This is a genomic window from Belnapia moabensis DSM 16746 (genome assembly GCF_000745835.1).
Taxonomy (GTDB): domain Bacteria; phylum Pseudomonadota; class Alphaproteobacteria; order Acetobacterales; family Acetobacteraceae; genus Belnapia; species Belnapia moabensis.
On sequence record NZ_JQKB01000012.1, the window covers coordinates 1 to 25,238 of the forward strand.

27 protein-coding genes and 2 pseudogenes are annotated in these 25,238 nt (G+C 70.2%); 19 read left to right on the top strand and 10 right to left on the bottom strand.

Translation table 11 applies throughout. From position 1 onward, the window contains the following. The 5 genes and pseudogenes from EP26_RS09930 to pal all read right to left on the bottom strand — a co-directional run. Window positions 1–334, bottom strand: a pseudogene (locus EP26_RS09930) (IS3 family transposase); the annotation flags it as partial. A 93-nt stretch (window positions 335–427) separates the two neighbouring features. Next, a pseudogene (locus EP26_RS33000) lies at window positions 428–1,162 on the bottom strand (IS481 family transposase); the annotation flags it as partial. Between the two features lie 203 nt (window positions 1,163–1,365). After that, complete coding sequence (locus EP26_RS09940) at window positions 1,366–3,240, bottom strand: monovalent cation:proton antiporter-2 (CPA2) family protein (protein ID WP_043338221.1); 1,875 nt, start codon at window positions 3,238–3,240, stop codon at window positions 1,366–1,368. A 1-nt stretch (window position 3,241) separates the two neighbouring features. Next, the gene (gene kefF / locus EP26_RS36215) at window positions 3,242–3,787 is read right to left on the bottom strand and encodes a glutathione-regulated potassium-efflux system oxidoreductase KefF (RefSeq protein ID WP_084112434.1); all 546 of its coding nucleotides are present in this window, start codon (window positions 3,785–3,787) and stop codon (window positions 3,242–3,244) included. Window positions 3,788–3,857: 70 nt separating this feature from the next. After that, window positions 3,858–4,397, bottom strand: a complete 540-nt coding sequence (gene pal, locus EP26_RS09950) for a peptidoglycan-associated lipoprotein Pal (RefSeq protein WP_043338223.1) — start codon at window positions 4,395–4,397, stop codon at window positions 3,858–3,860. 115 nt (window positions 4,398–4,512) lie between these two features. On the opposite strand from pal, the gene EP26_RS09955 reads away from it, so the two are divergent. Beyond that, window positions 4,513–5,910, top strand: a complete 1,398-nt coding sequence (locus EP26_RS09955) for a phospholipase D-like domain-containing protein (protein WP_245624356.1) — start codon at window positions 4,513–4,515, stop codon at window positions 5,908–5,910. A 7-nt stretch (window positions 5,911–5,917) separates the two neighbouring features. On the opposite strand, the gene EP26_RS09960 is transcribed toward EP26_RS09955, so the two are convergent. After that, a complete protein-coding gene (locus EP26_RS09960) occupies window positions 5,918–6,499 on the bottom strand; it encodes a hypothetical protein (protein WP_043338226.1) in 582 nt (193 codons plus the stop codon). Between the two features lie 143 nt (window positions 6,500–6,642). On the opposite strand from EP26_RS09960, the gene EP26_RS09965 reads away from it, so the two are divergent. From EP26_RS09965 to EP26_RS09985, 5 genes are all read left to right on the top strand, one after another. Next, on the top strand, window positions 6,643–7,155 hold the full coding sequence (locus tag EP26_RS09965) for a prolyl-tRNA synthetase associated domain-containing protein (RefSeq protein ID WP_043338228.1): 513 nt from the start codon (window positions 6,643–6,645) through the stop codon (window positions 7,153–7,155). 97 nt (window positions 7,156–7,252) lie between these two features. Continuing rightward, the gene (locus tag EP26_RS09970) at window positions 7,253–8,203 is read left to right on the top strand and encodes a tetratricopeptide repeat protein (protein WP_043338229.1); all 951 of its coding nucleotides are present in this window, start codon (window positions 7,253–7,255) and stop codon (window positions 8,201–8,203) included. Window positions 8,204–8,213: 10 nt separating this feature from the next. Further along, window positions 8,214–8,885: an LON peptidase substrate-binding domain-containing protein gene (locus tag EP26_RS09975; RefSeq protein WP_043338230.1), complete on the top strand. Its 672-nt coding sequence runs from the start codon at window positions 8,214–8,216 to the stop codon at window positions 8,883–8,885. Window positions 8,886–8,896: 11 nt separating this feature from the next. Beyond that, entirely contained in the window at window positions 8,897–9,100 is a 204-nt protein-coding gene (locus EP26_RS09980; protein ID WP_043338233.1) for a Trm112 family protein, read from the top strand. A 7-nt stretch (window positions 9,101–9,107) separates the two neighbouring features. Further along, window positions 9,108–9,479 carry a gamma-butyrobetaine hydroxylase-like domain-containing protein gene (locus tag EP26_RS09985; RefSeq protein ID WP_043338234.1) on the top strand — a complete coding sequence of 124 codons (372 nt, stop codon included), beginning with the start codon at window positions 9,108–9,110 and terminating at the stop codon, window positions 9,477–9,479. Window position 9,480: 1 nt separating this feature from the next. Here the strand turns inward: EP26_RS09985 and EP26_RS09990 are convergent, their stop codons facing one another. Then, window positions 9,481–10,752, bottom strand: a complete 1,272-nt coding sequence (locus tag EP26_RS09990) for a UbiH/UbiF/VisC/COQ6 family ubiquinone biosynthesis hydroxylase (RefSeq protein WP_043338235.1) — start codon at window positions 10,750–10,752, stop codon at window positions 9,481–9,483. 183 nt (window positions 10,753–10,935) lie between these two features. On the opposite strand from EP26_RS09990, the gene EP26_RS09995 reads away from it, so the two are divergent. The 5 genes from EP26_RS09995 to EP26_RS10015 all read left to right on the top strand — a co-directional run bounded on the left by EP26_RS09995 (window position 10,936) and on the right by EP26_RS10015 (window position 16,865). After that, on the top strand, window positions 10,936–11,274 hold the full coding sequence (locus EP26_RS09995) for a P-II family nitrogen regulator (RefSeq protein ID WP_043338236.1): 339 nt from the start codon (window positions 10,936–10,938) through the stop codon (window positions 11,272–11,274). Between the two features lie 55 nt (window positions 11,275–11,329). After that, window positions 11,330–12,661 carry an ammonium transporter gene (locus EP26_RS10000; RefSeq protein WP_043338384.1) on the top strand — a complete coding sequence of 444 codons (1,332 nt, stop codon included), beginning with the start codon at window positions 11,330–11,332 and terminating at the stop codon, window positions 12,659–12,661. 89 nt (window positions 12,662–12,750) lie between these two features. After that, window positions 12,751–13,548, top strand: a complete 798-nt coding sequence (locus EP26_RS10005; protein ID WP_052389010.1) for a TorF family putative porin — start codon at window positions 12,751–12,753, stop codon at window positions 13,546–13,548. 213 nt (window positions 13,549–13,761) lie between these two features. Continuing rightward, entirely contained in the window at window positions 13,762–16,278 is a 2,517-nt protein-coding gene (locus EP26_RS10010; RefSeq protein ID WP_043338237.1) for an FtsK/SpoIIIE family DNA translocase, read from the top strand. After that, entirely contained in the window at window positions 16,278–16,865 is a 588-nt protein-coding gene (locus tag EP26_RS10015; protein WP_043338238.1) for a DUF4412 domain-containing protein, read from the top strand. Before EP26_RS10010 ends, EP26_RS10015 begins: the two co-directional genes overlap by 1 nt. A gap of 38 nt (window positions 16,866–16,903) precedes the next feature. Here EP26_RS10015 and EP26_RS10020 read toward each other — a convergent pair whose 3' ends face one another. Next, window positions 16,904–17,923: a 1-aminocyclopropane-1-carboxylate deaminase gene (locus EP26_RS10020; RefSeq protein WP_043338240.1), complete on the bottom strand. Its 1,020-nt coding sequence runs from the start codon at window positions 17,921–17,923 to the stop codon at window positions 16,904–16,906. A gap of 140 nt (window positions 17,924–18,063) precedes the next feature. Between EP26_RS10020 and EP26_RS10025 the strand changes: the two genes are divergently transcribed. Beyond that, on the top strand, window positions 18,064–18,543 hold the full coding sequence (locus EP26_RS10025) for an Lrp/AsnC family transcriptional regulator (protein WP_043338242.1): 480 nt from the start codon (window positions 18,064–18,066) through the stop codon (window positions 18,541–18,543). Here the strand turns inward: EP26_RS10025 and EP26_RS10030 are convergent. Next, complete coding sequence (locus tag EP26_RS10030; protein WP_043338243.1) at window positions 18,503–19,495, bottom strand: hypothetical protein; 993 nt, start codon at window positions 19,493–19,495, stop codon at window positions 18,503–18,505. The genes EP26_RS10025 and EP26_RS10030 overlap by 41 nt on opposite strands. Before the next feature lie 90 nt (window positions 19,496–19,585). Here EP26_RS10030 and EP26_RS10035 point away from each other — a divergent pair, with 90 nt between their 5' ends. The 6 genes from EP26_RS10035 (at window position 19,586) to EP26_RS10060 (ending at window position 24,111) form a co-directional block, all read left to right on the top strand. After that, on the top strand, window positions 19,586–20,257 hold the full coding sequence (locus EP26_RS10035; protein WP_245624357.1) for a LolA family protein: 672 nt from the start codon (window positions 19,586–19,588) through the stop codon (window positions 20,255–20,257). Window positions 20,258–20,326: 69 nt separating this feature from the next. Further along, a complete protein-coding gene (locus tag EP26_RS10040) occupies window positions 20,327–21,100 on the top strand; it encodes a gamma-glutamyl-gamma-aminobutyrate hydrolase family protein (RefSeq protein WP_043338244.1) in 774 nt (257 codons plus the stop codon). A gap of 358 nt (window positions 21,101–21,458) precedes the next feature. After that, complete coding sequence (locus EP26_RS10045; RefSeq protein WP_043338245.1) at window positions 21,459–22,145, top strand: fumarylacetoacetate hydrolase family protein; 687 nt, start codon at window positions 21,459–21,461, stop codon at window positions 22,143–22,145. A 58-nt stretch (window positions 22,146–22,203) separates the two neighbouring features. Beyond that, window positions 22,204–23,031 (top strand): exodeoxyribonuclease III, encoded by an 828-nt coding sequence (locus tag EP26_RS10050; protein WP_043338387.1) that lies wholly within the window; start codon window positions 22,204–22,206, stop codon window positions 23,029–23,031. A 1-nt stretch (window position 23,032) separates the two neighbouring features. Next, complete coding sequence (gene tsaB, locus EP26_RS10055; protein ID WP_043338247.1) at window positions 23,033–23,689, top strand: tRNA (adenosine(37)-N6)-threonylcarbamoyltransferase complex dimerization subunit type 1 TsaB; 657 nt, start codon at window positions 23,033–23,035, stop codon at window positions 23,687–23,689. Next, complete coding sequence (locus EP26_RS10060) at window positions 23,686–24,111, top strand: GNAT family N-acetyltransferase (RefSeq protein WP_043338249.1); 426 nt, start codon at window positions 23,686–23,688, stop codon at window positions 24,109–24,111. Before tsaB ends, EP26_RS10060 begins: the two co-directional genes overlap by 4 nt. 177 nt (window positions 24,112–24,288) lie before the next feature. On the opposite strand, the gene EP26_RS10065 is transcribed toward EP26_RS10060, so the two are convergent. After that, window positions 24,289–24,543, bottom strand: coding sequence for a sulfurtransferase TusA family protein (locus EP26_RS10065; protein ID WP_052389011.1), 255 nt, complete (start codon window positions 24,541–24,543; stop codon window positions 24,289–24,291). Window positions 24,544–24,634: 91 nt separating this feature from the next. Here EP26_RS10065 and EP26_RS10070 point away from each other — a divergent pair, with 91 nt between their 5' ends. Further along, on the top strand, window positions 24,635–25,099 hold the full coding sequence (locus EP26_RS10070; RefSeq protein ID WP_043338250.1) for a MucR family transcriptional regulator: 465 nt from the start codon (window positions 24,635–24,637) through the stop codon (window positions 25,097–25,099). The last annotated feature ends 139 nt before the right edge of the window (window positions 25,100–25,238 follow it).

Here is a 25,238-nt window from a genome sequence, read left to right on the forward strand (position 1 = left end):
GCGCCTCGCGCGTGAACTCGTCCACCACGCACAGCATCCGGAACTTCCGTCCGTCCCGCGTCCGGTCCTCGACAAAGTCGCAGGCCCACACATGATTGGCCTGCTCCGGCCGCAGCCGGATGCAGGAGCCGTCCGCCAGCCACAGCCCGCCCCGCTTCGGCTGCCGCTGCGGCACCCGCAGCCCCTCGCGCCGCCAGATCCGCTCCACGCGCTTGCGGTTCACCGCCCAGCCCGCATCCCGCAGCAGTGCCGTGATCCGCCGATACCCGTACCGCCCGTAGCGCTTCGCCAGCTCGACAATGTCGGCCGTCAGCGCAGCTTCGCCACGGTCTCCTCCGGCGTGTGCACCTTCTGCCTCGCCATCCCAAACACCCCTTCGCTGCCGCCGGACTACGATACCGGCGGACCACTTCTAGGGGGGCAGGTCAAAGTTGTAGGCGGCGACGAAGCCGGCAAGGTGCTGGCGAAGCTGGTCGTGGCTCTCGTAGTCGAACCGCTCGACGGCGGCATCCTTAATAATGCGGCTCACGCGCTCGACCTGACCGTTCGTCCGCAGGTGCCAAGGCTTGGTCAACCTGTGCTCGGTATCGGACCCGACGCAGGCGAACTCGAGGGCATGGCAGAAGAACGGCTCGTTGCAGGCCATCATTTGCCGGATGTCCTAGGGCGTCCAACCATCGCCTGTGGGCTCGGTGAAGTGCTTGCCGTTGTCTGTGAGCACGGTGTGGATCGTGTGGGACACCGCCATGCCGATGTGGAGATAGCCGATGGGGTAGCGCTTGAACCTGGAGCGGTTTGGCTTGTCGCCCTCGGTGTCCGGCAGCCGGCTGATGCCGTGGCGCTGGAGGCAGCGATGCAAGCTGGAGCGGGTGAGGTGCGGCAGGGTGGGCTGGAGGGCGTAGAGGCAGTCGTCGAGCGGCAACAGCGTGCGTCGACGGAAGGCAACAATGACGGCCTCATCCTCGATCGACAGGGCCGTTGACCTGGGCTCCGGGGACTGGTGCGCAGGTCGGAGACCGAGGCCCGCCTCCGCCACTTTGCCACGGTCTTGAGGCTGATCCCGTAGCGGCTGGCGCGCCCTCTCAGGCTCGCTTGACTATGGTTGTATCGCTCGGCGGACCGCCGTTGTCGTTGTGGCGTTCCCATGGCGAACCTGGCCCATAGCGGGTCCTTCCGCGCCTGATGGAAGACCGCACCATCAAACCTTGGGATTAAACATCTAACGGGCGCTGCGGTACGCCGCACCGGTGTACCGCAGCAATCCGTAGGCTGCACAGGATGAGAGCCTGCATCCGCGCATGGTTCCCGAAGCCGAGCGCCGGCACCTGTAGCGCGTAGCGGATAGACCCGGTCGCTCTCCCACCGTCAGCCTTCCGCTGTCTGGCGCCGCACCTCCTCGACCAAGCCGCTGGTGTCCCAGCCTTCATCGATGGTGACGCGACCGCGCGCCTGGTCGCGCTCCAGCACGCCGACCAGCTGCTTCGATGCCTCCCGCACCGCAAGGCTGTAGCGCCCGTCATCCCCGCGCAGCGCCGCCAGCCGGTGCAGCGTGCGCAGGTCGTGCCGACGGAACAAACGGCCCGCCCGCTCCGCCTCGTAGGCTGGCAGGCCGAGCCGGCGCAGCGCCTCCACCCCCAGCTCCAGCGCGGAACCGAAGGTTTCGCGCACCATGGCATCGGCCCCGGCCTCCATCACCGCATAGGCATGGACGCGGTCGATCGCCCGGGCCAGCACCTTCGCCTGCGGGAAGTGCCGCCGCACCGTGCCGATGATGGAGAGCGTCGTCTCCGGCGCATCGGTCGCTACCACCACCAGCGCCGCCTCCGCCGCGCCAGCGGCCTGCAACAGGTCGAGCCGCGAGGCATCGCCGTAGAAGACGCGGAAGCCGAAGCGCCGTAGCGCCTCGATCGTCTCCATGTCGTGGTCGAGCACGGTGACGGGGTGGCCCTGTGCCATCAGCAGCCGCCCGACGATCTGCCCGAAGCGCCCGAAGCCGGCGATGATGACGCTGCCCTGCGGCTCGATCGCATCCGGCTCGGGCGGCAGGTCGGCATCCGCCAAGCGGTCGGCGAGGCGGCCATAGGCCATCATCAGCAGCGGCGTCACCGTCATGGAGAGGGCGACGACGGAGACCAGCAGGCTCGCCTCCGCCGCCGGCAGGACGCCGTTCTGCGTGGCGAAGGCGAGCAGCACGAAGGCGAATTCGCCGCCTTGGGAGAGCACCAGCGCGGTCAGCAGCACCTCCGTCCGTGGTCGCCGCGCGGCCAGCCCCAGCCCGGCCAGCACCGCCGCCTTCACCAGCACCAGCAGCACGACCAGCCCGGCGACCGTCAACGGCGCCGCCGCGACCTGGGCGAAATCGATCCCCGCCCCGACCGAGAGGAAGAACAGCCCGAGCAGCAGCCCCTTGAAGGGCTCGATATCGCCCTCCAGCTCGTGCCGGAACTCGCTATCGGCCAGCACCACGCCGCCAAGGAAGGCGCCGAGCGCGGGCGAGAGGCCGACGGCTTCCATCAGCAGCGCGATGCCGACGACGAGCAGCAGCGCCGAGGCGGTGAAGACCTCGCGCAGCCGCGTCTCGGCAATGAGGCGAAAGACTGGCCGCGTCAGCAGCCGCCCGCCGAAGACGACGGCGGCGACGGCGCCCAGCACGGCGATCGCCTGGCCCCAGGGCGGCAGCGTCGTGATCCAGCCTTCATGGTGCGCCGCGCCGCCGGTTGCCGCAGTGAAGGCCAGCAGCGGCAGCACGGTGAGGATCGGGATGACGGAGACATCCTGGAAGAGCAGCACGGCGAAAGTCGTCTCGCCGCCGCCGGTCTTCAGCAGCCCGCGCTCCGCGAGGATCTGCAGGGCGATGGCGGTGGAGGACATGGCGAGGATGAGGCCCGCCGCCAGCGCCATCCGCCAGTCATAACCGAAGGCGAGGCCGATGGCGCCGACCGCCAGCGCCGTCAGCCCGACCTGCAGCCCGCCCACCCCGAGAACCGGGCCGCGCATCGCCCAGAGCCGCGCCGGCCGCAGCTCCAGCCCGACGAGGAAGAGCATCATCACCACGCCGAACTCGGCGAAATGCATCACCTCGCCCGCATCGCCCGCGAGATGCAGGCCGAAGGGCCCGATCGCCACCCCCGCCAGCAGGTAGCCGAGCACCGAGCCGAGGCCGAGCCGCTTGGCGATCGGCACCGCCGCCACCGCGGCGAGGAGGTAGACGAAGGCCTGCGCCAGGAGACTCTCGCCCATCTCAGGCCTCCACCGTCTCGCGCAGGCGCTCGAGCAGCGCAGCATACTCCGCCGCGTGCCGCTCCAGCGTCGGTTGCTCCAGCAGATAGGTGCCATGCAGGATGAAGGGCGGCAGCCAGCGCATCCGGCAGAGCCGTGCCGTGGCCTCAAAAGGACGGAGGAATTCCTCGAGAGAGTGCCGGTTCATTCCCTCCGGCCCATAGGCCGCCTCGCCACCGCCCGCGGTGACGGCCGAGAGCAGCGACTTGCCGGCCAGCGCCGTGCCCTCCCGCCCGAAAGCGAAGCCGTGCTCCAGCACCAGGTCCTGCCACTCCTTCAGGATGGCCGGAGAGGAGTACCAGTAGACCGGGTGCTGGAAGACGATGACGTCATGCTCGAGCAGCAGCGCCTGCTCCGCCTCCACATCGATGAGGAAGTCGGGATAGGCCTCGTAGAGGTCGTGCAGGCGCACGCCGTCCACCTGCCGGGCGGCGGCGGTGAGCGCGGCATTGGCGCGGGAGCGCCGACGCACGGGATGGGCGAGCAGCACGAGGATGCGCTGGGGCATGCGGGCTCCTGTCCAGGGGGGCACAAGGTCGGTGCTGTCCGCCCCCCGGGTCAAGCTGCCCGAACGGTCCTCAGCGCACCGTCGTCACCGCGCGACGGTTCTGCGCCCAGGACTGCTGGTCGGAGCCGAGCGCCGCCGGCCGGTCCTTGCCGAAGCTGATCGTCGTCACCCGCGTCCCGGCGACGCCCTGCGAGACCAGGATGTCCCGCGCCGCATTCGCCCGCCGCTGGCCGAGGGCGAGGTTGTATTCCCGCGTGCCGCGTTCGTCGGCATGGCCTTCCACCATGACGGTGACCTGGCGGTACTGCTGCAGCCAAGCCGCCTGGCGCTCCAGCACCGGGCGCTGGTCCGCCCCGACGCTCGAACTGTCGGTCACGAAGTAGACGCGGTCGCCGACATTGGCGGCGAGGTCCTCCTGGCTGCCCGGCCGCGCATTCGCGCCGCCGCGCCCGCCGCCTGGCCCGCCGGGTCCGCCCAGCCCGCCCTGGTTGGCCGCGCCGAGGCTGGAACCCCCGCCCTGCCCGGTCGCCGCGGCGTTCCGGTCCGAGTCGGAGGAGCAGCCGGCGAGCAGGGCCATGACGGCCAGCGCGGCGAATGTTCTGATAGCCATGCAATCCAAATCCCTGAAGCCGACCGGGTATGGCAGCGGGTCCTGACTGATTTATGAGTGTCGCCCCGGCCGGGTCCACGCGACACCGGGCCGGTCATAGGGCCATGGAGGGATGATGGCGACCACTGGCCTGATGGTGCTGCACGTCATGCTCGCGGCGCTGGTGACCATGCACGTCCTGCTCCGTAAGCGCGATGTCGGCACCTCGATCGGCTGGATCGGCCTGATCTGGCTTTCGCCCTTCCTCGGGGCCGGATTCTACTGGCTGCTCGGCATCAACCGCGTCGCCAACCGCGCCCGGGCGCTGCGGCGCCCGCCCGGCCGGCATCCGGCCGATGCGGAAGAGCCCTTCCCGTGCCGGCTGCCGCCGGGCCTCGCCGCACTGGATCGCACAGCGCACCGTCTCACCGGACACGCCGCCCTGCCCGGCAACCGGATCACGCCCCTGCAGAACGGCGATGCCGCCTATCCGCGCATGCTGGAAGCCATCGAGGCGGCGGAACACTCCGTCCTGCTCTCCAGCTACATCCTGCGTGACGACGCGGCCGGCGGGCCGATCCTCGATGCGCTGATCCGCGCGCATGGGCGCGGCGTCGCGGTCCGCGTGCTGGTGGATGGCATCGGCGGCGGCTATTTCCTGTCGCCCGCCTGGCGCCGGCTGCGGCGGCATGGCGTGCCCGCGGCCCGCTTCATGCACACCTCCCTGCCCTGGCGCATGCCCTTCCTCAACCTGCGCTCGCACAAAAAGCTCCTCATCCTCGATGGGCGCCTCGCCTTCACCGGCGGGCTGAACATCGGCCGCGAGAACTTGCTCGCCAGCCATCCTCCCCATCCGGTGCGCGACATCCATTTCGCCATCGAGGGGCCGGTGACGGCGCAGCTCGTCGAGGCCTTCGCCCGTGACTGGCTCTGGGCGGCTGGCGACGACGACCCGTTGCCACCGCCCGCCGCGCCGCCGCCGCCGGCGGGCGAGGTGACGGCCCGGGTCGTCACCTCAGGCCCGGACCAGGACCTCGAGAAGATCGAGACGCTCAGCCTCCAGGCCATCGCCTGCGCGCAGCACTCGATCCTGGTGCTGACGCCCTATTTCCTGCCCGACAGCCGGGTGATAACCGCCCTCGGCCTGGCTGCCCTGCGCGGCGTCGCGGTCGACATCGTCGTGCCGCAGCGGAGCGACCACCCCTTCGTCGACTGGGGCATGCATGCGCATGTCGACCCGATCCTCAGGGCCGGCTGCCACATCTGGTACAATCCGCCGCCCTTCGATCATTCGAAGCTGATGGTGGTGGATGAAAGCTGGAGCCTGATCGGCAGCTCCAACTGGGACATGCGCAGTCTAAGGTTGAATTTCGAGCTGGATGTCGAGATCTACGACCCCGCCATGGCCGCAGCCCTGGCCGATGTCATCCGGCAGCGGCGCGGGCGGCGGTTGCGGGCGGTGGAGCTGGCGCAGCGTTCCCTGCCGGTGCGGCTTCGCGACGCGGCGATGCGGCTGGCGCTGCCCTATATATGACCCGGCGCTATGGGCCGATCCGGCAGAGCGCCGAGGCTGGTGCGCTGGCGTAGCTGCACACGACATAGCCAGGCAGGTCGAGACCGTCGCCGATGCGGGCGAAGCCCGTCTGCTCGCCGGGCCGCAGCAGGTCGGTCGATTGCGACAGCGTCTTCGAACGGTCGGCGGCGTAGAGCACCCTGATCGGGAAGTCGCAACGGTTGGCGAAGCTGACCGCACGCGGCGCTGCCTCACCCGCGCCACCCCGCATGACTCGCTCGGCGCAGGCGGGCGTCACCAGCGGCGCGACCGGCTCCGGCCGCGGCGCCTCCACCACCTCGGGCTCCGCCGGCAGCGCCACGGGCGCGGGCTCGGCCAGCGGCGGCGCTGCCTCGGCCAGGACCGGCCGCGGGGGTCCGCAATCCTCGCCGCGCCGGGCAAGCTCCCGCCGCATCTGGCCGCCGCTGATCGGGTTGCCGCGCCACTCGCAGAGTTGCGCCGTTGGCACCTCCTGCATCCTCGCCGCGCCGATACGGTCCAGCTCCGCGCAGGCGCCGAGCGGCAAGGCCAGGCCCAGCAGGGCGGCGAGAGGGAACCGGCACAGGGGCATGGGGGGCGGGATTCCTGACGGGGGCGGTACGGGCCGGCGAGGCAACGCCATCCAGCCCTTGCGGTTTTGCCGGGCCGCGACCGCTACCCGGCCGTGGGAGGGGGTTGCCCCGCGGCCCGGCTTTGGGCACAGCCTTGCCTCGGATGCCCGAAACTCCTGAAGCCCTGCTGGCGCGCCTTGCCGCGCTCGGCATCGAGACCACCACCGCCGAGCACGCCCCGGTCTTTACCGTGGCGGAGAGCCAGGCGCTGCGCGGCAGCCTCCCGGGCGGCCATAGCAAGAACCTCTTCCTCCGCCCGGCGAAATCCGGCCCCGGCTCGCACCTGCTGGCGGTGCTGGAGGAGGATCGGAAGGTCTCGGTCAATGCCCTGGCCCGCGCCGTCGGCGCCGGACGGGTGGAGATGGCGCCCGCCGATGACCTCCGCCGCCTGCTCGGCGTCGAGCCGGGCTCCGTCACTCCCTTCGGCATGGTGAACGCGCCGCCAGGCGCCGTACGGATCGTCTTCGATGCCGGGCTGATGCGGGACCATGCGATGGTGCATTTCCATCCGCTGGTGAACAGCATGACCACGGCCATCCGTCCGGCTGACCTGCTGCGCTTCCTCGAGCACCTGGGCCATCGGCCGGAGCTGGTCGAGCTGCCGCCGGCCGGCTGAAATATTGAAACGGCCCCGGGGCGGCCACCATCTGCGCCCTGCCCATTGCCCTTACGCCATACCGGCGCATCTATGACCGCACATGAGGAACCCTGACATGGACGTCATCTTCGACCCGAACCGCCAGGCTCCCCCCGCCGGAGCCTCGGCCGGTGGCACCGACCTGATCGTGGATGGCGACCAGAAGACCTTCATGCAGGACGTGGTCGAGGCCAGCCGCCAGGTCCCCGTCCTCGTCGATTTTTGGGCGACCTGGTGCGGCCCCTGCAAGACGCTGACGCCGGCGATCGAGAAGGTCGTGCGCGCCGCCGGCGGCCGGGTGAAGCTGGTCAAGATCGACATCGACAAGAACCGCGCCCTGGTCCAGCAGCTGACCCAGCTCGGCCTGCCGCTGCAGAGCGTGCCGACCGTCGCCGCCTTCTGGCAGGGCCAGATCGCCGATCTCTTCCAGGGCGCGCTGCCCGAAGGCGAGATCAAGCGCTTCGTCGAGGGTCTGCTGAAGATCGCCGGCGGCCAGATGCCCTCGGCTGACCTGCTCGCCGAGGCGAAGGCCGCCGCCGAGGAAGGCGACCACCAGACCGCCCTGCAGCTCTATGGCGCGCTTGTGCAGGAGGAGCCGGAGAATGCCGAGGCCTTCGCCGGCGTCGCCCGCAGCCTGATGGAGCTCGGCCAGGAGGAGCAGGCGCTCCAGGTGCTCGACAACCTGCCGCCGAAGATCGCCGACCACGCCGCCATCGCCTCGATCCGCAGCACGCTGGAGCTGGCCGCCGAGGGCCGCCGCGCCCGCGAGAAGACCGCCGAGTTCGAGGCACGCCTCGCCGCCGACCCGAACGACCATGAGGCGCGGATCGAGCTGGCCGTGGCGCTGAACGCCGCCGGGGACCGGGCCGGCGCCGCCGATGCGCTGCTCGAGGCCTTCCGCCGCGACAAGGCCTGGAACGAGGAGGCGGCGCGTAAGCAGCTGCTGAAATTCTTCGAGGCCTGGGGCTTCTCCGACCCGGCGACGGTGGCAGGGCGGCGCAAGCTCTCCTCGCTGCTGTTCCGCTAGCGCCGCCTCGGTGGCAGCCCCCCGCGCCGAGCCGCATGCGCTTCCGACCGAGATCGCGGTCTTCCCGCTCTCCGGGGCCTTGCTGCTGCCCGAGGGGCGGCTGCCGCTGAACATCTTCGAACCGCGCTACCTGGCGATGACGGAGGACAGCCTGGCCGCCGGCCGGATGTTCGGCATGGTCCAGCCCGACCCGGCCGCGGCGCGGGGCGAGACGGGCCCCGGCCTCTACCGCATCGGCTGCCTCGGGCGGCTGACCTCCTTCGCCGAGACGGAGGATGGGCGCTTCCTCATCACCCTGACCGGCATGACCCGCTTCCGCATCGCCGAGGAGCTGGCGATGCATCGCGGCTATCGCCGGGTGCGGGCCGACTACACCCCCTTCCAGGCCGACCTCGCCCCCGCCGTGCCGCCCGCGCTCGACCGCCGCGCCCTGCTCGCGGCGCTGCGCCCCTTCTTCAAGGCGCGTGGGATCGAGGCGAATTGGGAGGCGGTGGAGCAGACCGCCGATGCCGAGCTGGTGACGACGCTCGCCATGGTCTGCCCCTTCGAGGTACCGGAGAAGCAGGCGCTGCTGGAGGCGACCACACCCGCCGACCGCGCCGCCATGCTGATCGCCTTGCTCCAGATGGGCGCCCATGGCACCCCATCCGGCGACGCGCCGCCCCGCGGGCGGCTGAGCTAGAGGACCACGCCATGAGCCACGCCACGACCGACGCCCCGCCCCCCGAGGTGGACCCCGCCCTGCTGGAGATCCTGGTCTGCCCGCTGACCAAGGGCCCGCTGCGCTACGACCGCGCCGCCGGCGAGCTGATCAGCGACCAGGCCCGCCTCGCCTATCCGATCCGCGACGGCATCCCCATCATGCTGCCGGACGAGGCCCGCCGCCTCGACGACTGAGCAGCCCATGCCGACCCCGACCGAAATCCGCCTGATCCGAGCCGAGCGCCTGCTGGAGGTCGCCTTCGACGACGGCAGCCGCTTTCGCCTGCCGGCGGAGTATCTCCGCATCGAGAGCCCCTCAGCCGAGGTGCAGGGCCATGGGCCGGGGCAGAAGGTGCTGGTCGCCTTCCGGCGCGAGGTCGGCATCCTGCGGCTGGAGCCGGTCGGTCACTACGCCATCCGCATCGCCTTCGATGACCTGCATGACAGCGGCATCTACGCTTGGGACTACCTGCACCGCCTGGGTGTGGAGCAGGCGGAGCGCTGGGCAGCCTATGAGGCGGCGCTGGCGGAAAAAGGGCTGAGCCGCGATCCGCCACCGCGGAGGAAAGGCTAGCTTACCCCGCCCTCATCAATCCCTGCCCCGCCAGCAGCCCTGTCACCCCTGGGCCGAGCCCCATCGCCTGCCGGGCAAAGGCCCGCTTCAGCCCCGGCATCCGGTCGACCGCCGCGATGCCGAGGCGGCGTGCGATCCTGACCGGCGCGAAGTCGTTGCCGAAGAGCCGTTCCAGCGCATGCATGCCGGTCAGCATCAGCAGCGTGTCGGGCCGCCGCCGCGCCTGGTAGCGCGCCAGCACCTGCGGCGCGCCGGGATCGGTGCCGGCATTCCAGGCGGCGATCACCTCCTCGGCCAGCGCCGCAACGTCGCGGAAGCCGAGATTGAGTCCCTGCCCGGCGATCGGGTGCACGCCATGCGCGGCATCGCCGATCAGGGCAAGGCGCGTATCCGTCCAGCGATCCACCAGCAGCGCCGAGAGCGGGTAGGACCAGCGCCGCCCGATCGGCTTCACCGCCCCAAGATGCGGTCCGAGCCGGCGCCCGAGTTCTCGCCCGAAGGTCTCGTCGTCGAGCGCCAGCATCCGCCTGGCGATCGCCGTCCGGTCGGCCCAGACGAAAGCCGAGGCATGCGGATAGGCCGCCGTGCCGAAGCGGTCCGGCCCGGCCAGCGGCAGTTGCGCAAACGGCCCGTTCGGCAGGAATTGCTCGAGCGCCACCCCCTCATGCGGCAGTTCATGGGCGAAGGCGCCGACCATGCCGATCTGGTGGTAGTCGAGCGTCGTCGCGCGGATGCCGGCCTGGCGGCGGAGCGGGCTGTTGCGCCCCTCGGCGGCGACCACCAGCCGCGCCCGGATCTCCTCGCCGGTCGAAAGCCGCACCGAGGCGCCATCCGCCCGGCGCTCCACCGTCGCAGTCGCAGGGGCGAAGACCCGAAGGTTCGGCATCTCCGGCATCGCCGCGTTCAGCGCCATCCGGAGGCTCCGCGCCTCCACCATATAGCCGAAGGGTTCCTCCGAGACCTCGCTCGCCTCGAACATCAGCGAGAGCGGCGAGGCCCGCTCGCCCGGCCGCCCGTCGGCGACGCGGATGCGGCGGATGCCGCAGGGCTCGGCCGGCAGCCGCTCCCACACGCCGGCGGCGGTTAGCAGCCGCTTGGAGGTCAGGGCGATGGCATAGGCCCGCCCATCGAAATCCGGCAGCGCCATGGGCGGCAGCGGCGCGTTGTCCACCACGGCGACGGGCAGGCCGGCGGCGGCCAGCGTCGCGGCGAGGGTGGCGCCGACCGGCCCGGCGCCGATCACGCAGGCGGCCAATTCGGGTGTCGATGTCATAGGCGCCTCATCTCATGGCTGCAGCTTGAGGTCCATCTGCTCAAACCCTGCCCGCTATGCCTGCTAAATGGGCATGATCACAAACAATCGCGACGCTTTCTTCCAGCCCCACGTGGCCCCCAGCCTGTGGCACGGGATTTGTAAACGAGGTCCGGCCGGGACCATCAGGAGGATATCGGGCAGATGAAGCTGGTGATGGCGTTCATCAAGCCCTTCAAGCTGGACGAGGTGCGCGAGGCGCTCACCCCGCTCGGAGTGCAGGGGCTGACGGTGACCGAAGTGAAGGGCTTCGGTCGCCAGAAGGGGCAGACGGAAATCTACCGCGGTGCCGAGTACCAGGTCAGTTTCCTGCCGAAGATCAAGATCGAGGTCGTCGTGCCGGACGAGCTGGTGGAGGCGGTGATGGAAGCCGTCGCCAAGGCCGCCCGCACCGACAAGATCGGCGACGGCAAGATCTTCGTGCTGGATGTGGAGCGGGCACTGCGCATCCGCACCGGCGAGACCGACACCTCGGCGCTCTGATAACCCGGCGCCCTTGCGCCGCGTGAAGCTCAATAAGGATACAGGGGAAAACATGATGAGGATGCCCGCACGCGCGCTGGCGCCGCTGGCCGTCGCGCTGCTCGCCGCGACGCCGGCCCTGGCGCAGGACGGCCCGAAGATCGACAGCGGCGACACCGCCTGGATGCTCACCAGCACGGCGCTCGTGCTGATGATGACCATCCCCGGCCTCGCCCTCTTCTATGCCGGCATGGTCCGCAAGAAGAACGTGCTCGCCACCATGATGCAGAGCTTCACCATCGCCGCGCTGACGACGGTGGTCTGGATGGTCGCGGGCTACAGCCTGGCCTTCGGCGAGGGCGGCCCCTGGATCGGCGACCTCTCGAAGCTGTTCCTCTCCGGCCTCGCCGAGAATTGGGACAAGCCCTTCACCCTCGGCAGCGGCGACGGCGCGGTGGCCTTCACCATCCCCGAGACGGTCTTCCTGATGTTCCAGATGACCTTCGCCATCATCACCCCGGCGCTCATCACCGGCGCCTTCGCCGACCGGATGAAGTTCAGCGCCATGGTGCTGTTCACCATCCTCTGGTCGCTGCTGGTCTATGCGCCGGTCGCCCATTGGGTCTGGCATCCCAATGGCTGGATCTTCGCCCTCGGCGCGCTCGACTTCGCCGGCGGCACGGTGGTCCACATCAATGCGGGCGTGGCCGGCCTGGTCGCGGCGCTGGTGCTCGGCAAGCGCCTCGGCTTCGGCCATGACAACATGGCGCCCTACAACCTGGCGCTCGCCGTCATCGGCGCCGGGCTGCTCTGGGTGGGCTGGTTCGGCTTCAATGCGGGCTCGGCGGGCGCTGCCGGCGCGCGCGCGGGCATGGCGATGCTGGTGACGCAGATCGCGGCCGGCGTCGCGGCGCTCGCCTGGGTCTTCGCCGAGTGGGCGACCAAGGGCAAGCCGAGCGTGCTCGGCGCCATCTCCGGCGCGGTCGCGGGCCTCGTCGCCATCACGCCCGCCAGCGGCTTCGTGCTGCCGGTGCCGGCGCTGATCATCGGCGTGGTCGCCGGCCTCGGCGGCTTCTGGGGCGCCACGGGCCTCAAGCATCTCTGCGGCTATGACGACAGCCTCGATGCCTTCGGCGTGCACGGCGTCTGCGGCATCATCGGCAGCCTGCTGACCGGCGTCTTCGCCTATGGCGCCCTCTCGGCGACCACGGCGGTGCCGGCCGGCTTCGGCGGCTCCTTCGAGCAGTTCATCATTCAGGCCGAAGCGACCGGCGCGGTCATCGCCTACACCGCGATCGTCAGCTTCATCCTGCTGAAGGTCACCGACGTGATCGTCGGCCTCCGCGTCGCGGAGGAGGAGGAGCGCGAGGGCCTCGACGTCACCCAGCACGGCGAACGCATCGCCTGAAACAACGGCCGGTGGGGGCTTGGCTGCCCCCTCCGGCCCTTTTTTTGCCCGCTCACGTTACGACACCAAAACCTGGGGGTTACCGAAGCATGAGAATCAAGTCCGGCCTCCTCGCCGCGCTCCGCCACGCCTGGGTCGCCGCCGCCGCCCTGCTGCTGCCGGCCATGCCCGCCGCGGCACAGACCGCCATCCCGTCCCTCGGCCTCACCGTGACGCTGACGCCGGTGGTCGCCAACGACTACCTGTTCCGCGGCATCAGCCAGACGCGCAACAACTGGGCCTACCAGGGCACGGTCGATGTCCAGCATGACAGCGGCTTCTATATCGGCGCCTTCCTCAGCAACGCGAAATTCCTGGCCAGCCCCTGGAACGACACGCGGCAGGAGCTCGACCTGCTGGCCGGCTACCGCTTCGAGCTGGCGGGCGTCGCGCTCGACCTCGGCTACATCGCCTATCTCTATCCGGGCCAGGACAAGGCACCGGGCACGCAGCTGAACGAGTACCAGGAGATCGCCCTCAAGGCCTCCTACACCATCGATATCGTCAAGCTGATGGGCGCCTTCAATTACTCTCCGAACTTCTTCGGCCGCTCGGGCGACGGCTTCTACGTCGAGGGCGGCGCCGACGTGACGCTGCCCTACGGCTTCACCGCCTCGGGCCGGCTCGGCCACCAGTGGATCGAGCGCAACCCGCTCTTCGGCACGCCGGACTACCTCTGGTACTCGATCGGCGTGTCGCGCGAGATCTATGCCGGCGTCACCGCCTCGGTCGCCTGGTACGGCACGGATATCAGCAAGCGCGACTGCATCCCCGTCGCCGACCGCGCGACCGGCGGCCAGCGCGCCTGCGACGGCCGGGTGCTCTTCACCCTCAGCCGCGTGTTCTGATCCCCACGGCGCCGCTGCACGGCGCCGCAGGGGCCCCGGATTCGCTCAACTTCGGGCGCATCGCCCCGCCAATCGCGGCAATGCCGCGCCAGGGTACCGAAATGGAAAGGGCGTCGGCCGCAGGGTCGACGCCCTTTTTCGTGGATTCCGTGGCCGGGCAAGCATTTGCACGCTATCCTTGGGGCCTGTTCTGAAAACCGGACCCCGCGACCTATGCCCGCGCCCCGCATCTCCGCTGCCGACCGCCCCGCACCCTCCGCCCGCCTCCGCCGCTTCGCCTCGCCGGCGGTGAAGGCGGCGATGCGCCGCCGCCTCTTCGAGCTGCTGGCGTTCCTCGCCGCCCTGGCCGGGCTCGGCCTGCTGGTGGCGCTGGCCAGCTACGACCCGGCCGATCCCTCGCTCTCCACCGCCACCGCGCGGGCGCCGACCAACCTGGCGGGCCCGGCAGGCGCCACGGTCTCCGATCTCCTGATGCAGGGTTTCGGCTGGGCCGGGGCGCTGCCGGGCCTCGCCCTGCTCGGATGGGCCTGGCGGCTCGGCAGCCATCGCGGCCTCGGCCTCTTCCCGGCACGGCTGGCGGCCCTGCTCGCCGCCATGCCGCTGCTCGCGGCGCTGCTGACCCTGGCGCCCTTCCCCGCCGGCATCCCGGTCGAGGCCGGGGCCGGCGGCGCGGCAGGTGCCGTGGTCCATGGCGCCGTCGCCCGCCATGCCACCGCCCTGTTCGGGCCCTTCGGCACGGTGATCGGCGATGTCACCCTGGTCACCCTGGCGCTCGCCCTCTCCGCCGCCGCCCTCGGCCTGTCGCCGAGTGAATGGCTCGGCCTCGGCCGGGCGGCGCGGGCGGGTGCCGGCGGCGTCGCCCGATTCGGCGCGGCCGGTCTCTCCCGGGCCGGTGGCGCCGGGGCGCGGCAGGCGCGCGGCCTGCTCGGCCGGATGGGCGGCGGCATCATCAGCCTCTTCCGCATCCGCCGGCGCCGCCCGGCCGGCCCGCCGCCGGACGACCTGGCGAGCGTCCTCCGCGCCGCCGATGCCGCGGCCGAGGCGCCGCGCGTGCCCCGCGCGCCCCGCCGCGAGCCGCGCCTGGCCGAAGACCGCGCCGAGCCGGCCATCGCCCCCGCCCCGCACAAGCCTGCCAAGGTCGGCACCCCGCCCGCGCCGCAGAAGCGCAGCGAGGGGGTGCGCCAGCCGCAGCTCGACCTGCAGGACAGCCCCTGGCGCCTGCCGCCGCTCTCCCTGCTGCAGGAGCCGCCCGCCAAGCGCACCGGCCGCCCCTCGGAGGAGGCGCTGCAGGCCAATGCCCGCCAGCTCGAGCAGGTGCTGGAGGATTACGGCGTGCGCGGCCGCATCGCCGCCATCAACCCTGGCCCGGTCGTGACCCTCTATGAGCTTGAGCCGGCGCCGGGCACCAAGTCGGCCCGCGTCATCGGCCTCGCCGACGACATCGCGCGCAACATGCATGTCACCGCCGTCCGCATCGCGACCGTCCCCGGCCGCAACGTCATCGGCATCGAGTTGCCGAATGCCAAGCGCGAGACGGTCTATTTCAGCGAGTCGATGGCGGCCGAGGAGTGGGTGCGCCATCCCGGCCGCCTGCCGCTCGCCCTCGGCAAGGATATCGGCGGCAACCCGGTGATCGCCGACCTCGCCCGCATGCCGCACCTGCTGATCGCCGGCACCACCGGCTCGGGCAAGTCGGTCGCCATCAACACGATGATCCTCTCGCTGCTCTGGCGCTTCAGCCCGGAGGAGTGCCGCTTCATCATGATCGACCCGAAGATGCTGGAGCTGTCGGTCTATGACCGCATCCCGCATCTCCTGGCGCCGGTGGTGACGGAGCCGCCGAAGGCGATCGGCGCGCTGAAATGGACGGTGCGCGAGATGGAGAAGCGCTACCGCGCCATGTCCCAGCTCAGCGTACGCAACATCGGCGGCTACAACGAGAAGGTCGTCGAGGCCCGCCGCCGCGGCGAGGTGCTGACCCGCAAGGTGCAGACCGGCTTCGACCCGGAGACCGGCAAGCCCGTCTTCGAGGAGCAGCCGCTCGCCCTCTCGCCGCTGCCGATGATCGTCGTTGTCATCGACGAGATGGCCGACCTGATGATCGTCGCCGGCAAGGAGATCGAGGCGGCAGTGCAGCGGCTGGCGCAGATGGCCCGCGCCGCCGGCATCCATGTCATCATGGCGACGCAGCGCCCCTCGGTCGATGTCATCACCGGCACCATCAAGGCCAACTTCCCGACGCGCATCAGCTTCCAGGTGACCAGCAAGATCGACAGCCGCACCATCCTTGGCGAGCAGGGCGCGGAGCAGCTGCTCGGCCAGGGCGACATGCTGCACATGGCCGGCGGCGGCCGCGTTGCCCGCGTCCACGGTCCCTTCGTCTCCGACACCGAGGTGGAGCGGGTGGTGGAATTCCTGCGCGAGCAGGGTGAGCCGGCCTATATCGAGGAAGTGACCGAGAGCGACGAGGAGTTGGACGGTGACGGCGAAGGCCTTTCCCTCTCCGGCATCGCCGCAGGCAGCGACAGCGAGAAAGGTTTGTTCGACCAGGCTGTCGCGCTCGTGAGCCGCGAGGGCAAGGCTAGCACGTCTTTCATCCAGCGACATCTGAACATCGGCTACAACCGCGCCGCCAAGCTCATCGAGCAGATGGAAAAAGAGGGCGTCGTCGGTCCCGCCAATCACGTTGGCAAGCGGGAGGTGCTGACGCGCCGCACCGAGGAGGATTGATGCGTAGCTTTCCGATCGCCTGCCTGGCCGCCACTCTCGCCGCCGCCCCGGCTTTGGCACAGGAGCGCCCGCCGCTGATGCCGACGCGCGATGCCAGCGTCACCTACCGCGTCGCAGGCGGCCCGGCCGGGCAGGAGATGCGCATGGCCTGGCGCGTCGCCGACCAGAAGCTCCGCGTCGACATGCCTGGCGGCATGGGCTGGTCGGTGATGGACCAGCGCGCGAAGACGATGTTCGTCGTCATGGAGCAGCAGCGCATGATCATGCAGATGCCGCTCAACAACGGCCCGGGCGGCGTCACCATCCCGACGCAGCCGCCTGAGACGGCGAAGTTCACCCGCGGCGGCACGGCGACCGTCGCCAGGCAGAGCTGCACAATCTGGCGCTACGAAAACCAGGGTGCAACGGGCGAGTCCTGCATCACCGCCGACGGCGTCATGCTCCGCAGCACCGGCACAGTGAACGGCCAGACGGCGACGATGGAAGCGACCGAGGTGAATTACGGCCCGCAGGACGCCGCCCGCTTCACCGCCCCCTCCGGCTACCAGCAGATGCAGATGCCGAGCGGCGCGCCGCCGGCCCGCTGAACTAACGGGCCCGCGCCAGCCGCGGGCCCATTCCCGCCTCAGCCGTTCCGGTAGGTGTAGCTGTAGCCGTTGAGTGCCGGCGCGCCTCCGAGATGCGCGTAGAGCACCTTCGATCCGGCCGGGAAAAAGCCTTTCTTCACCAGGTCCATCATCCCCTGCATCGACTTTCCCTCGTAGACCGGGTCGGTGATCATCGCCTCCGTCCGCGCGGCGAAGCGGATCGCCTCGTTGGTCTCGGCGCTGGGGACGCCATAGGCCGGATAGGCATAGTCCTTGAGGATGACGATCTCCTCCTCGCGCACCGGCCGGCCGAGCTCGACCAGTTCCGCGGTGTTGTCGACGATCTGGCGCACCTGCGCCCGCGTCGCCTCCGGCGTGCCCGAGGCATCGATGCCGATGACGCGCTCCCCACGCCTATCCGCCGCGAAGCCGACGATCATGCCGGCCTGGGTGGAGCCGGTGACGACGCAGACGATGATGTAGTCGAAGCGGAAGCCGAGCTCCGCCTCCTGCGCCCGCACCTCCTCGGCGAAGCCGACATAGCCGAGCCCGCCATACTTGTGGACCGAGGCGCCGGCCGGGATGCCGTAGGGCTTGCCGCCGGCGTCCCTCACCGACTGGATCGCATCCTCCCAGCTGCGGCGGATGCCGATGTCGAAGCCGTCCGGCACGATGCGGCTGTCGGCGCCCATCAGCCGAGTCAGCAGGATGTTGCCGACGCGGTCATAGACCGCATCCTCATGCGGCACCCAGCTCTCCTGCACGACGACGCATTTCATGCCGAGCTTGGCCGCGGTAGCCGCCACCATGCGCGTGTGGTTGGACTGCACGCCGCCGATCGAGACCAGCGTGTCGGCATTGGAGGCGATGGCGTCGGGGACGATGTATTCCAGCTTGCGCAGCTTGTTGCCGCCCATGGCGAGGCCGGAGTTGCAGTCGTCGCGCTTTGCCCAGATCTCGACCAGGCCGCCCAGCGCCTGCGTCATGCGCGGCAGGAATTCGATCGGCGTGGGGCCGAAGGTCAGCTTGTACTTCTCGAACTTGTCCAGGCGCAGCATCACGCTCTCCTCGTCCTTGCCTGGACGGGATGCTTAGCAAGGTCGGCATGAATGGGGTGTTCTAACTCGGCCTTCCGGTGGCATGGTCTATTCATTCGCACCGCCCTTGCCGAATGGACCGGACAGGAATGGCCGACAGGATGAAAGTTCCTTCCACCACCCCGGAGCTGGACCGCATCGACCGCCGCATCCTCCAGCAACTCCAGCGCGACGGGCGGATGACCAATGCCGACCTCACGCAATCCGCCCATGTCAGCGCCGCTACCTGCTACCGCCGCACCCAGCGCCTGTTCGAGGAGGGCTATATCCGTGGCGTCCGCGCCGAGATCGCTCCGGCCCGCGTCGGCCGTGGGGCGCTGGTGATGGTCGGCGTGGTGCTCGACCGCTCGACGCCCGACAGCTTCGCCGCCTTCGAGGCGGCGATCCGCAAGTTGCCAGTGGTGCTCGACTGCCACTTGGTCGCCGGCGACTTCGACTACTTCCTGAAAATCCGGGTGCGCGACATGGCCGATTTCAACAAGCTGCATGGCGAGCAGCTGATCGCCCTGCCCGGCGTCCGGCAGACGCGGACCTTCTTCGTCATGAAGGAAGTGGTGGACAACGGCCCGCTGCCGTTCTGACGCAGCGCAGCCAGCCGAGCAGCAGCCTGGCACGGCGATGCTCTGCGGCCAGTTCACCGGGCCGTAGTGGGGCGAAGGCGAGGCGCCGGCTGGCCTGCTCGACAGCCGCCCAAGCCGCGCCGAAATGCCGCGGCCGCAGGCAGGCCGCGAGCGCTCCGGCGGGCAGGCCGAGCCGTGCGGCCAGGCGCCACAGCGCCGCATCCTCCGGCAGCACCGTGCCGATCCCGTCCTCCCAGAGGCGCCGCAGCGCCGCGCGCGCCTGCATCCGCTGGCGGAAGGACCCTAACCGCTCCAGCCGCGGCACTGCCGCCGCACCGGAGACTGTCGCCCGAGGCACCACCTGGAGCCGCGCATCCCGCCGTCGCAGCCCGGCCAGCAGGGCGAGCGGCTCCGCCGCCTCGATCCCGTCCAGCAGCCCCACCCGCAGCGAGAGGTTGCCAGCGATCTCGGCATCGAGCCCTGGCCAGCCCATTCCCTCGCCGGGGTCGAGCCGGGCCGCGATCTCGGCCAGCAGCGCGGCATGCGCCCGCTCCGCCGAGCATGGCTCGAGGGGACGAAGCCGCCCCGCCACCGCCTCCGCCCCGGCGGAAAGGCCGGCGGCGTGGGCGGCGAGCCAGCCCGGCTGCGGCAGCGCCGCCGCATCGGCCAGCAGGACAGCCCCGTCCGGCCCGACCCACTCCGCCACATGGCGCAGCCCCTCGCGCCAGAGGCCACCCGTCTGGCGCAGCGCGAAGCCGGGTGCATCCGGCACCTCCGCCGGCGCCAACGGCCGATCGCGGGGCAGCAGCATCACGCCGAAGCCGCCCTCGGCGGGCCGCATCCCCTCCGACAGGCGCTGCGCGTCGAGCAGCCGCAACCAGGCCGGCATGGCGGCGGCCGGGCCGGTCAGCAGGATGGCGAGCCGTGGCTGCGCGAGGCGCGGCCGGACCGGGGCATGCAAGGTGTCGAACATCACAGGGACCGCAACGCCGGGAGACCGGTATCGTGGCCCAACGGCACCCGGGGCAGACATCACGCTATCGATACGGACGGTCACGGTCCGGTGGGGCTTTTCCCGCCGGCGCATCCGGTCCACATGCCGGGGATGGATCGCCGCACTCTGCTCGCCTTGCCCCTGGCTCTCGCCTCCGCTCAGGCCTGGGCCCAATCCCCCGGCCTCACCGACCGCGACCGCGCCGATGTCGCCCGCGTCGAGGCATGGCTCGGCGCGCTCAGGACGATGAAGGCGCGCTTCCTGCAGATCGCCCAGAACGGCGCCGCCGCCGAGGGCACCGCCTGGATCCAGCGCCCCGGCCGCATGCGCTTCGAATACGATCCGCCTGAGCCGCTGCTGCTGGTCGCCAGCTATGGCCAGTTCTTCTATTTCGACCGCCAGCTCAAGCAGGCGACGACCTTGCCGCTCTCCTCGACGCCGCTCGGCATCCTGCTGCGCGACGAGGTGCGGCTCTCGGGCGATGTCACGGTCGGGCGCGTCGAGCGCAGCGGCGGGCTGCTGCGCGTCACCGTCTTCCGCACCGGCCGCGGCGCCGAGGGACGCATCACCCTCGTCTTCAACGACAATCCGGTCGAGCTGCGGCAATGGGCGGTGGTCGATGCCCAGGCGCAGGAGACGCGGGTGACGCTCTCCCAGCCGGAATATGGCGGCCGCTTCCCCGCCATCCTCTTCGACTTCAACGATCCGCGCTTCCGTGAGGAACTCGGCATTCCTCAATGACGAAATTGAGTCCATTCGCGCAATCGTCGTCTTGATCCGGACGCATTCGCGCGCGACCTTGCAGGGGTGATGAAGCCCCTCATCGGAATCTCCTGCTGCGTGAAGGCGTTCGGCATCTTCGCCACGCCCAACCACGCCGCCTCCGACAGCTATGTCCGCGTGACGCTCGGCCCCGTCGGCGGCATCCCTGTCCTCCTCCCCGCCGCCGGCGAGGCCCTGGTGCCGGAGATCCTGCCGCGGCTCGACGGGCTGATCCTCACCGGCAGCCGCTCCAATGTCTGCCCTGACTTCTACGAGGGCCCGCCCCATGCCGAGGGCACGCCGGAAGATATCGCCCGCGACTCGACCACCCTGCCGCTGATCCGCGCCGCCATCGCCGCCGGCCTGCCGGTGCTGGCCATCTGCCGCGGCTTCCAGGAGCTGAACGTGGCGCTCGGCGGCAGCCTCGACCAGCGCATCCAGGACCTGCCCGGCCGCATCGACCATTCGACGCCGTCCGACCAGAAATACGGCCGCATCCGCACGGCCAAGGCCCATAATGTCCAGCTCGCGCCGGGCAGCCTGCTCGCCGAAGTCAGTGGCGGCACCGTGATCCCGGTGAATTCCCTGCACAACCAGGGCATCGACCGCCTCGCCCCGCGCCTGGTTGCCGAGGGCTGGGCGCCGGACGGCACCATCGAGGCCGTCCGCGTACGTGATGCCATCGGCTTCGCCTATGGCGTGCAGTGGCACCCGGAATACGACTGGGAAACGGATGCGGTCAGCTGCGGACTTCTCGAAAAGTTTGGCATGGCCGCGGAAGCCTGGGCGGCCCGGCGGCGTTTGCCTCAAGCGGCGGAGTAGCTGGCGGTCACGCCTGCGTGATACAGCCCCCACGGGACAGTCGCATGGTTGGCTCGCGCAAACGCCTTTTGCGTATGGCTCCGTCTTTCGCTAATCTCTCCAGGCTGGCTGCCTTAAAAGGCCAGCGGTGATGCCCGGTATCCCCTACCGGCTCGCCCGACCATTCCGATCGGAACTAGCGTACCGGCGCCCGGACACCCCCCTGTCCGGGCGCCTTTTTTATTCCGCGACATCAACCTACAGGCGATTTCTTTTCGGGTCCATGAGGATATCCGCGCAGGCGGCGGCTTCCTGGCCTCGGTCCGCGCTGCTATGCGCTTCCTGAACGACATCCGATTTTAAAGGAGACGCCCAGGGCATGTCCGACTACGTCATCACGCCGCCGGTTGTGGCCGCCGTCCCGATCAAGGGCAGCAGCCAGATGTTTCCAGTCCGCCGGATTTTCTGCGTGGGCCGCAACTATGCCGAGCACGCCATCGAGATGGGCAGCGACCCGACGCGCGAGCCGCCCTTCTACTTCGCCAAGCCGGCCGACGCCCTGGTGGTGAACGACGCCGACATGCCCTACCCGCCGATGACCAAGCAGCTCCACCACGAAATGGAGCTGGTGGTTGCCATCGGGTCGGCCGGCGCGAATATCAGTGTCGAGGACGCGCTGAAGCATGTCTGGGGCTATTGCGCCGGCCTCGACATGACCCGCCGCGACCTGCAGAACGAGGCGAAGAAAACCGGCCGCCCCTGGGACATGGGCAAGGGCTTCGACAATTCCGCGCCGATGGGTGCGCTGGTGCCGGCCAAGGGCATCGACGTCTCCAAGGGCAGGATCGAGCTGAAGGTGAACGGCAAGGTCACCCAGACCTCCGACCTGTCGAAGCTGATCTGGTCGGTGCCGGAGGTGATCTCGAACCTCTCCCACCTCGTGCGCCTCGCGCCGGGCGACCTCATCATGACCGGCACGCCGGAAGGCGTCGCGGCCGTGCAGAAGGGCGACCTGCTGGAAGGCTTCGTCGAGGGCGTCGGCGAGGTTCGCACGCGCATCGTCTAATCGGCGAGGCGGGGGCCGCGCTATTGTGGCCCCCGTCCTGCCCGTCTATCCCTCGGCCATGCCGCACGCAGCCTCGGGCCGGACCCTCCGCATCGCCACTTGGAACATCAATTCCGTTCGCCTGCGGCGCCCGCTGCTGGCCGGGCTGATCGCGGCGCTCGACCCGGATGTGCTCTGCCTGCAGGAGACCAAGTGCCCGGACGAGTTCTTCCCGCTGGAGGAACTTCGGGCGGTCGGCTTCCCGCACATCGCCCATCGCGGGATGAAGGGCTATAACGGCGTCGCGGTGCTGTCCCGCATCCCCTTCGACATCCGTCATGACGACCCGGACTGGTGCGCCAAGGGCGATTGCCGGCATCTCGGCGTGGCGCTCGACGTGCCGGGCGGGCCGGTCGAGCTGCACGACTTCTATGTCCCCGCAGGGGGCGATACGCCCGACCGCGAGGCCAACCCGAAATTCGCCCATAAGCTCGACTTCGTCGCCGAGGCGACCGCCTGGACCAAGGCGCGCGGGCCGGCGCGGCGGAGCGTGCTGGTCGGCGACCTCAACATCGCGCCGCTCGAGCATGACGTCTGGAGCCACAAGCAGATGCTCGGCGTCGTCTCGCATACGCCCGTGGAAGTCGAGGCGCTGACCGGCTGGCAGGCGGCCGGTGACTGGCACGATGCGCTGCGCCACTTCGTCCCACCCGAGCAGAAGCTCTATACGTGGTGGTCCTACCGGGCGAAGGACTGGGAAGCGTCCGACCGCGGCCGGCGGCTCGACCATGTCTGGGTCAGCCGGGACCTGGCCGGCTCCCTCACCCGCCACCAGGTGCTGAAGCCCGCCCGCGGCTGGACCCAGGCGAGCGACCATGTGCCGGTGATGATCGAACTCGCGCTCTGACATGACGCTGATCCTCGCCCTCGACGCCGCACTGGCCGGGTGTTCCGCCGCCCTGGTCGAGGGCGGGCGGGTGCTGGCCGCCCGTGCCGCGCAGGGCGACCGCGGGCATGCGGCCCTGCTGCCGCCGATGGTGGAGGCAGTGCTGAACGAGGCGAGGGTTGCGGCCACCGCGCTCGATGCCGTCGCGGCCGTGGTCGGGCCCGGGGGGTTCACCGGCATCCGCGCGGCCCTTGCGCTGGCCGAGGGGCTGGCGCTCGGGGCCGGGCGGCCGGCCATCGGCGTCACCACGGGGGAGGCGCTGGCAGCGGCCCTGCCGCTCGGGCCTCGTGCCATCTGGGCGGTGATCGACAACCGGCGCGGCCGGGTGATGCTGGAGCGATTCCCGCCCGGCAGCCTCAGGGCCGAGCGGGTGCCGGAGGTGGTCGCCGAGGCGGAGCTGCCCCGGCCTAGTGGGCCGGTGGCGGTGGTGGGCGATGCAGCGCCTTCCGTTGCTGCCCGCCTCGCCGCGCGCGGCGTCGATGCGCTGCTGGGCGAGGCGCGGTTGCCCTCCGCCATCGCCGCGGCGCGGGTCGCGGCCCTTCGCCTCGATGGTGCCCTGCCGCCGCTCGCGGCCCGGCCGCTCTATGTCGAGCCGCCGGCGGTGCGTCGGCCGGGATGAGCCCGGCCCGGCCGGAGGATGCGGCGGCGCTGGCCGCGCTGCATGCCCTGGCCTTTCCGCCCGCCGAGGCCTGGGGAGCGGATGCGATGCGGCTGATGCTGGAGATGCCCGGCGCCTTCGGCCTGTGGCGGCCGGCGGAGGGGCTGGTCCTGGCCCGTGCCGCCGCCGGCGAGGCGGAAATCCTGACGCTGGCTGTTGCTCCGGCGGCGCGGCGGCATGGGCTCGGCGGTGCCTTGCTCGCTGCGGCGATGCAGGGTGCCATCCTGCGCGGGGCAGTGGAGATGTTCCTCGAGGTCGCCGCCGGCAATGCCGCGGCGCTCGCGCTCTACAATGCCGCCGGCTTCGGCGAGGTCGGGCGGCGGCGCCGTTACTATGCCAGCGGCGAGGATGCGCTTGTCCTGCGCCGGGACCTGGCGAGTTGAAGTAACGCGCTTCAAACTCTCAAATCCGCGGCGTCGCCGGAAGGTGCAAGCCTTTGGCTTTGCCCGATTTTCCGGTTCGGATTTAGAATTTCAGGGATTTAGGCGCGGGCCCGGGACATGGCCCCGCCTTAGGCTGATAGTCCTAATAACAAGCTGCTGGCGGCGGTGCAAGCAGGATCAGCCCTTGCGGAGCAGCAGCAGCACCGTGCCGTCCCCGGCCTCCGCCTCGGCCAGGACCGTGTGGCCCTGCTCCGTCGCGGTCTTCGGGATGTTGCGACGGGGTTCCTCGCCGCGCAGCCGGACCAGCAAGGTTTCGCCCGATACCATACGGTCGAGCGCAAGCCGCGTGCGGACGAAGGTCATCGGGCAAGTCTCGGCCGTAATGTCGATCTGACGGTCGCCGGTCAGTTCTTTAGCACTTACAAAACTCAAGGTTTCTTGCCCTTCAATCACTCGAAACGGATTGCGAAACGGCCGTGACAGGTACTATAGGGCGTAGACTTCAAACAGGAAGATGCGCTGGATGGCTGAAGAAACCCCCTCGACCGAGCTGCTTGGACTGACCGCTGAAATCGTTGCAGCGCATGTGTCCAACAATCCGGTCGCCCTGGCCGATCTGCCGAACCTGATCCAGGAAGTATACAAGACGCTGGCCTCGGTCGGGCAGCCGATGGTGAAGTCGCAGCCCGATCGGCCGCAGCCTGCCGTTCCCGTCAAGAAGTCGATCACCCCCGAATACCTGATCTGCCTCGAGGACGGTAAGAAGCTCAAGATGCTGAAGCGGCATCTGCAGACTTCCTACAATCTGACGCCCGAGCAATACCGGGAGCGTTGGGGCCTTGGCTCGGATTATCCGATGGTGGCGCCGAATTATGCCAAGCATCGGTCCTCGCTCGCCAAGAAGATCGGCCTCGGCACCAAGCCGCGCGGCCGTCCGCCGCGGGCTGGCCGGCGCGAGGCCGCCCCCGCCGCCGCCAAGACGGCCTGAGGAGGGGCGCATCGCCCCTGGAGCCGCCCCCCGCATCGCGGAGCGGCGCCGGGGGTCGCCCCCCCAAGGTTGCGGACATGGTCGCGGGCATGGTCGCGGGCGCGGCATCGGTCTATGGTCGCCCTCCCGATCTTCAGCG

What these genes read in the sequence shown, in the direction of transcription:
- EP26_RS09940 (WP_043338221.1), bottom strand. Translation starts at nt 3,240, where the DNA reads ATGGGCGAGAGTCTCCTGGCGCAGGCCTTCGTCTACCTCCTCGCCGCG.
- kefF (WP_084112434.1), bottom strand. Translation starts at nt 3,787, where the DNA reads ATGCCCCAGCGCATCCTCGTGCTGCTCGCCCATCCCGTGCGTCGGCGC.
- pal (WP_043338223.1), bottom strand. Translation starts at nt 4,397, where the DNA reads ATGGCTATCAGAACATTCGCCGCGCTGGCCGTCATGGCCCTGCTCGCC.
- EP26_RS09955 (WP_245624356.1), top strand. Translation starts at nt 4,513, where the DNA reads ATGGCGACCACTGGCCTGATGGTGCTGCACGTCATGCTCGCGGCGCTG.
- EP26_RS09960 (WP_043338226.1), bottom strand. Translation starts at nt 6,499, where the DNA reads ATGCCCCTGTGCCGGTTCCCTCTCGCCGCCCTGCTGGGCCTGGCCTTG.
- EP26_RS09965 (WP_043338228.1), top strand. Translation starts at nt 6,643, where the DNA reads ATGCCCGAAACTCCTGAAGCCCTGCTGGCGCGCCTTGCCGCGCTCGGC.
- EP26_RS09970 (WP_043338229.1), top strand. Translation starts at nt 7,253, where the DNA reads ATGGACGTCATCTTCGACCCGAACCGCCAGGCTCCCCCCGCCGGAGCC.
- EP26_RS09980 (WP_043338233.1), top strand. Translation starts at nt 8,897, where the DNA reads ATGAGCCACGCCACGACCGACGCCCCGCCCCCCGAGGTGGACCCCGCC.
- EP26_RS09985 (WP_043338234.1), top strand. Translation starts at nt 9,108, where the DNA reads ATGCCGACCCCGACCGAAATCCGCCTGATCCGAGCCGAGCGCCTGCTG.
- EP26_RS09990 (WP_043338235.1), bottom strand. Translation starts at nt 10,752, where the DNA reads ATGACATCGACACCCGAATTGGCCGCCTGCGTGATCGGCGCCGGGCCG.
- EP26_RS09995 (WP_043338236.1), top strand. Translation starts at nt 10,936, where the DNA reads ATGAAGCTGGTGATGGCGTTCATCAAGCCCTTCAAGCTGGACGAGGTG.
- EP26_RS10000 (WP_043338384.1), top strand. Translation starts at nt 11,330, where the DNA reads ATGAGGATGCCCGCACGCGCGCTGGCGCCGCTGGCCGTCGCGCTGCTC.
- EP26_RS10005 (WP_052389010.1), top strand. Translation starts at nt 12,751, where the DNA reads ATGAGAATCAAGTCCGGCCTCCTCGCCGCGCTCCGCCACGCCTGGGTC.
- EP26_RS10010 (WP_043338237.1), top strand. Translation starts at nt 13,762, where the DNA reads ATGCCCGCGCCCCGCATCTCCGCTGCCGACCGCCCCGCACCCTCCGCC.
- EP26_RS10015 (WP_043338238.1), top strand. Translation starts at nt 16,278, where the DNA reads ATGCGTAGCTTTCCGATCGCCTGCCTGGCCGCCACTCTCGCCGCCGCC.
- EP26_RS10020 (WP_043338240.1), bottom strand. Translation starts at nt 17,923, where the DNA reads ATGCTGCGCCTGGACAAGTTCGAGAAGTACAAGCTGACCTTCGGCCCC.
- EP26_RS10025 (WP_043338242.1), top strand. Translation starts at nt 18,064, where the DNA reads ATGAAAGTTCCTTCCACCACCCCGGAGCTGGACCGCATCGACCGCCGC.
- EP26_RS10030 (WP_043338243.1), bottom strand. Translation starts at nt 19,495, where the DNA reads ATGTTCGACACCTTGCATGCCCCGGTCCGGCCGCGCCTCGCGCAGCCA.
- EP26_RS10040 (WP_043338244.1), top strand. Translation starts at nt 20,327, where the DNA reads ATGAAGCCCCTCATCGGAATCTCCTGCTGCGTGAAGGCGTTCGGCATC.
- EP26_RS10045 (WP_043338245.1), top strand. Translation starts at nt 21,459, where the DNA reads ATGTCCGACTACGTCATCACGCCGCCGGTTGTGGCCGCCGTCCCGATC.
- EP26_RS10050 (WP_043338387.1), top strand. Translation starts at nt 22,204, where the DNA reads ATGCCGCACGCAGCCTCGGGCCGGACCCTCCGCATCGCCACTTGGAAC.
- tsaB (WP_043338247.1), top strand. Translation starts at nt 23,033, where the DNA reads ATGACGCTGATCCTCGCCCTCGACGCCGCACTGGCCGGGTGTTCCGCC.
- EP26_RS10060 (WP_043338249.1), top strand. Translation starts at nt 23,686, where the DNA reads ATGAGCCCGGCCCGGCCGGAGGATGCGGCGGCGCTGGCCGCGCTGCAT.
- EP26_RS10070 (WP_043338250.1), top strand. Translation starts at nt 24,635, where the DNA reads ATGGCTGAAGAAACCCCCTCGACCGAGCTGCTTGGACTGACCGCTGAA.